This is a genomic window from Collinsella aerofaciens (assembly GCF_040920445.1).
In the GTDB taxonomy this organism is placed as follows: Bacteria; Actinomycetota; Coriobacteriia; order Coriobacteriales; family Coriobacteriaceae; genus Collinsella; species Collinsella aerofaciens_BH.
The window spans coordinates 1-5065 of sequence record NZ_JBCOTQ010000082.1; the positions used below are offsets into that span (position 1 = coordinate 1).

The following is a 5065-nucleotide window of genomic DNA, read 5'->3' on the forward strand; positions in this document are numbered from 1 at the left end:
TCCTTAGCCTGGACCCACTTGCCCTCCTCGGGGATGGGTGCGGGGCCGTGGTATGCACCCTTGGCAACGGGGCACATGTTCTCCACTTCCTGTGAGTACTGCATGCCTCTCCTCTCTATCGTGTTGGCGTCCCGTCTGGGGGTCGTGGCTGGCGATTGCCGGGCGACCCTTCGAAAGGGACATGACATGCAGCCCCTATAATACCGCGAAATGCACGGAATATTCGGCGAACGGCTCAGTTTTCGTAGCGAGAAGTCCGGAAGTTTTAATTGAAACGGTTTAACTCTATGTTCTGTGGTCGTGAACTTCCGTAGAGGGGGTCCGTCTTGGGCAAGCTTTTGGTCAGCTCTTGTAAGCGTTGCAGGGGTTGGCCTGTTGCAACGGTGCCGTTCGCCGCCCGTTTACTGCCTTTGGCCGCGCGAGCGTATTGTTTTGCGTGAATGTTTTGATGGCACGCTTCAATCGTGCTGTATTGGATGGCAAGCAGATCCCGGCGAAGGGAGCGCCATGCAGCGCGTTTGGAGAACGGTTACGGGCTTTTACCATGTCTGTGCTCGCGGTGCGGGCAAGCAGCTCATCTTTGAGGGCGATGAGGACCGGTGGGAGTTTTTGGAGCTGATGCGCGAGTGCTGCCGCGAGGAGGGTGTGACGGTTATCGCTTGGTGCCTTATGGGCAATCACGTGCATTTGGTGCTTGCAGATTACGAGGACAGGATGAGCGCGGCGATGCACCGACTGCTTTTGACGTACGCGCGGCGGTTCAATAAACGCATGAGGCGCACAGGCCATCTGTTCCAGAACCGTTTTGACCGGCGCTCGCTCGATACCGACTGGCAGATGATGGAGGCTATTCGCTCCGTACACGCCGATCCGCAGGAGGCTGGCATCAGCTTAATCGAGCGTTATCCCTGGAGCAGCTTTGCCGAGCATTTGCGCGCTTACGACGGTGACGCGGCTGATGTCGCGAGGGGATTTTCTGATCCTTCTTGTGTGCTTGAGCTTTTTGGTTCTGCCGAGGGCTTTATTGCCCATTCGCTTTCGACGCCCGACGGTAGCGAGCCGGCGCTGTGCGATATGAAAGAGACAGAGTGTGAACGCCACGCCTTTGCCGACAAGATGGCGAAGAGCCTCGGGGTTCCGCTCAATGTTGTTAAAACTGCACCGCCGGCGCAGCGCGATACCGTTATTGTTGGATTGAACAATGCCGGCTTTACGGTGCGCCAGATTGAGCGGTATACCGGGATTGGCAAAAGTACCGTCTCTCGTATCGTGCGCGCTTATGCGCGGGTGAAGGCACAGGCTGAGCTCTCGGAATAGAAAATGGCCGAACCGCTCTTGTCAAGCGATTCGGCCAACAAAAATCTTAAGATTTGGGATAAATACTACTGATTATTATGTCCCGTGAGCATGCCGTCGAGGGTGCGCCAGGCGAGCTCGGCGCATTTGACGCGGGCGGGCATGTGCGAGATGTCCTGGAGCTGGGCGGCTTCGTCCAGGTCTTCCAGGTCCTCCTCGGAGAGCTTCTCGCCGCGGATCATGGCGAGGAAAAGCTCTGCCAGACGACGCGCCTCCTCGACCGTCTCGCCGGTGATGAGGTCGGCCATGATGTCGGCGCTGGCCTGACTGATGGCGCAGCCGTGGCCGGTAAAGGACGCCTCCTCGATTACATCGTTCTCGACGCGTAGCTGCAAGGTGAGTTCGTCACCGCAGCTGGGGTTGATGCCGTCATGCTCGTGCGTGGGGGCATCCATCTCGTACTTATAGTCGGGGTGCGAGTTGTGCTCCATAAACGTGGTGGAGGTGTACAGATTACCCATTGAACGTGCTCCAAACGTGATGCAGGCCGGCGATGAACTTGTCGATGTCGGCCTTGTCGTTGTAGAAGGCCACGCTGGCGCGGCAGCAGGCAAGGTTCTCGACGCCCAGCCAGGTAAGCAGCGGCTGTGCGCAGTGGTGACCGGCGCGGATGCAAACGCCGTCCATGTCCATGATGCTCGCGACATCGTGCGGGTGGATGCCCTTGACGTTAAAGCTCACGACGCCGTGATGGTTGTCCCAATAGATGGATCCGATGATCTGGACAAAGTCGAGCTGCATGAGCTCGCCCATCAGGTAGTGGACAAGTGCCTGCTCGCGTGCCTGGATGTTTTCGTAGCCCACCGTGTTGACGAGGTAGTCGAGGGCGGCGCCTGTGGCGAAGATGCCAGCGGCGTCCTGCGTGCCAGCCTCGAACTTCTCGGGGACGGGCGCCCAGACGGCGTCCTGCTCGGTGACCGAATCGATCATTTCGCCGCCGGTGAGCATGGGCGGCATGGCGTTGAGCAGGTCCATCTTGCCCCACAGCACGCCGATGCCCATGGGGCCCATGGCCTTGTGCGCGCTAAAGGCAAAGAAGTCGGCGCCCAGATCGGCCACGTTGACCGGCATGTGCGGCAGCGACTGCGCGCCGTCGACGACCAGATAGCCGCCATACTTGTGCACGAGCTTGCCGAGGTTCTTGACCGGGTTCTCAACGCCCAGAACGTTAGAGACCTGGCCCACAGCCAAGATCTTGGTCTTGGGGCCCACCTTGGACAGAACCTCCTCGGTCGTGAGCTGGCCGGTCTTGGTGGGATAGAGGTAGACGAGCTTGGCACCGGTCTCGCGGCAGACCTGCTGCCACGGGATCAGGTTGGAGTGGTGCTCCATGATGGTGATGACGACCTCGTCGCCGGGCTCCAGCACCGTGGGCGCAAAGCTCTTGGCTACCAGGTTGAGCGACTCGCTCGTGTTACGGGTGAAGACGACCTCGTTGGCCTGTGAGGCGCCGATGAGGTCGGCGATCTGCTGGCGGACCTTCGCGATGGCGTCGGTGGCCTCGACGGACAGTGAGTACAGGCCGCGCAGGGGGTTGGCGTTCATGCGCTGATAGAAGTCACGCTCGGCGTCGAGCACGCAGGCGGGGCGCTGCGCGGTGGCGGCACTATCGAGGAAGGCGATCTCGGGGTGCTGCTGGAAAAGCGGGAACTGTGCCTTGTAGGGATTGGTCTCGATGTCGACGGTAGGCCAGCCGCGCGAGGCCTCGTCACTGGCGTCGAGCTCCATAGGCTCCGGTGCGGTACAGGTATCGCATTTAACGTGCTCGGTGTCGATCATGCGAGCTCCTCTTCAAAGTTGTTGATCAGGTTGTTGCCCAAGCGGACGACGGCTGCGCGGGTGCGCTCGTCGGTGGCGGAAAGCGCGGCGTCCTCCAGCTTGGCGCGAATGAACAGGTCCTCGGCGGCGTTTTGGTCAAGGCCGCGGCAGGCGAGGTAGAACAGCTGCTCGTCGCGGACGTGGCCGATCGTAGCGCCGTGGTTGCCGGCAACGTCGTCCTCGTCGCAGAGGATGACGGGGACGGTCTTGTTGTCGACGCCCTTGTTGGCCAAAAGCACCGTCTCGCGCTCGGTGCCGGTTGCACCCTTGCAGCCGTGCACGAGGTCGATGGTGCCGCGGTAGACCTTCTTGGACGTGCCGGTCAGTACGCCGTTGGCGTCGATCTCGCACTCGGTCTTGCGACCGCGGTGGCGCAGCTCGTAGTTAAAGTCGCGCACCTGCTCGCGGGCGCCCAGGTAGTCAGTATCGATGGTGACCTTGGCGGTATCGCCCAGCAGGTCGCCGGCAAGGCCGGTGGCGCTGGCGCCGGCACCCAGGACGCTGTGCTGCACGTTGACGCGCGCGCCCTCGTCCAGGAACAGGCCGGTGTCGTCGAGCGCGATCCAGCTATCGTCGAGCGTCTGCGTGCAGGTCACGTTGACGGTGGCGTACTCGTGGGCGCACACGCGCAGCACGGAACCCACGACGCCTTGGCCGGCAACGGGGGAGTCCAGGGCGATCTGCAGGTCGAGCGTTGCCTGCGGGCGGGCGACGACGTCGATGGCGGCGATGGTCGCGGCAGCATCGACACCGCTCACACGCACGGTAACCGTGGCGTGCTTGTATGCGGGCACATCGATGACGACGCGCTTGGTGGCGTGGTCGGCCAGGTAGGTGTAGGCAGCCTCGCCCATGCCAGTCTCGAAGGCCTCAGCGGGGGAGAGCTCCTCCTCCAGCTTAATGGCACCGGCCTGGTAGACGGAGGTGGCGGGCACGTCGAGCTCGGTCTCGGGCGTGATGCGGGCGCGGTCGGCGGCATCACCCGGGGCGGAGGCGCGGCGCTCGGGGAAGCGCTCGGCCATGGCGTCCATGGCGGCGTCGAACGCGTCTGCCACGCCAGCAAATTGCTCGTCCAAGCCCTCGACCTCAACGGCCTCGGTGGGAGCGGCGGCAAGCTCGTCAGAGAGCTCGAGCTTGGTCTGATTCATCTTCAGCCAGCCCCATGTGGCAGCCGGCATCGCATTGACCTGCTCAAGGGTGGTAGCAGCGGTGTTCGTGGTCTGTTTCATTATCCGATCGCTCCTTCCATCTCGAGCTTGATCAGGTTGTTCATCTCGACGGCGTACTCCAACGGCAGCTCCTTGGAGACCGGGTTGGCAAAGCCGTTGACGATCATGGTACGGGCCTCTTCCTCCGAGATACCGCGGCTCATCAGGTAGAACACCTTGTCGTCGCCGATACGACCGATGGTGGCCTCGTGGCCGATGTCGACGTTCTTGGCGCGGATGTCCATGGCCGGAATAGTGTCGGAGCGGCTCTGGTCGTCGAGCATCAGCGACTGGCAGCTCACGGTTGCCTTGGAGCCCTCGGCCTTGGGCGTGGCCACGATAGAGCTGCGGAAGGTCTGGATGCCGCCGCTCTTGGAGATGCCCTTGGTCTCGACGGTCGCCGAGGTCTCGGGCGCGTTGAGTACGACCTTGCAGCCGGTATCGAGGTTCTGGCCGGCGCCGGCAAAGGTGATGCCGGTAAAGCTCGAACGGGCGCGGCGGCCGTTGAGCACGCTCATGGGATAGAGGTAGCCCACGTGGCTGCCGAAGGAGCCACTGATCCACTCGATGTCGCCGTCCTCGTCCACGCGTGCACGCTTGGTGTTGAGGTTGTACATGTTCTTGGACCAGTTCTCGATGGTCGAGTAGCGCAGGTGTGCGCGTTTGCCCACAAAGAGCTCGAC

Annotated in this window: 5 protein-coding genes; 1 reads left to right on the forward strand and 4 read right to left on the reverse strand. The window is 62.1% G+C overall.

Going from position 1 to position 5065, the window contains the following annotated elements:
* Positions 1-507: 507 nt before the first annotated feature.
* Positions 508-1317, forward strand: coding sequence for a transposase (locus AB5405_RS09460; RefSeq protein ID WP_368138305.1), 810 nt, complete (start codon positions 508-510; stop codon positions 1315-1317).
* A 65-nt stretch (positions 1318-1382) separates the two neighbouring features.
* Here the strand turns inward: AB5405_RS09460 and sufU are convergent, their stop codons facing one another.
* The 4 genes from sufU to AB5405_RS09480 form a co-directional block, all read right to left on the reverse strand.
* Positions 1383-1817, reverse strand: coding sequence for a Fe-S cluster assembly sulfur transfer protein SufU (gene sufU, locus AB5405_RS09465; protein WP_368138307.1), 435 nt, complete (start codon positions 1815-1817; stop codon positions 1383-1385).
* On the reverse strand, positions 1810-3135 hold the full coding sequence (locus tag AB5405_RS09470) for an aminotransferase class V-fold PLP-dependent enzyme (RefSeq protein ID WP_368138308.1): 1326 nt from the start codon (positions 3133-3135) through the stop codon (positions 1810-1812). Before AB5405_RS09470 ends, sufU begins: the two co-directional genes overlap by 8 nt.
* On the reverse strand, positions 3132-4403 hold the full coding sequence (locus AB5405_RS09475; RefSeq protein ID WP_368138309.1) for a SufB/SufD family protein: 1272 nt from the start codon (positions 4401-4403) through the stop codon (positions 3132-3134). The genes AB5405_RS09470 and AB5405_RS09475 overlap by 4 nt, the downstream gene beginning before the upstream one ends.
* On the reverse strand, positions 4403-5065 hold a 663-nt coding region (locus tag AB5405_RS09480; protein WP_368138311.1), incomplete at its 5' end, for a SufD family Fe-S cluster assembly protein. The genes AB5405_RS09480 and AB5405_RS09475, both read right to left, overlap by 1 nt.

Coding starts and splice junctions, on each gene's coding strand:
- AB5405_RS09460 (WP_368138305.1), top strand. CDS start 508: ATGCAGCGCGTTTGGAGAACGGTTACGGGCTTTTACCATGTCTGTGCT.
- sufU (WP_368138307.1), bottom strand. CDS start 1,817: ATGGGTAATCTGTACACCTCCACCACGTTTATGGAGCACAACTCGCAC.
- AB5405_RS09470 (WP_368138308.1), bottom strand. CDS start 3,135: ATGATCGACACCGAGCACGTTAAATGCGATACCTGTACCGCACCGGAG.
- AB5405_RS09475 (WP_368138309.1), bottom strand. CDS start 4,403: ATGAAACAGACCACGAACACCGCTGCTACCACCCTTGAGCAGGTCAAT.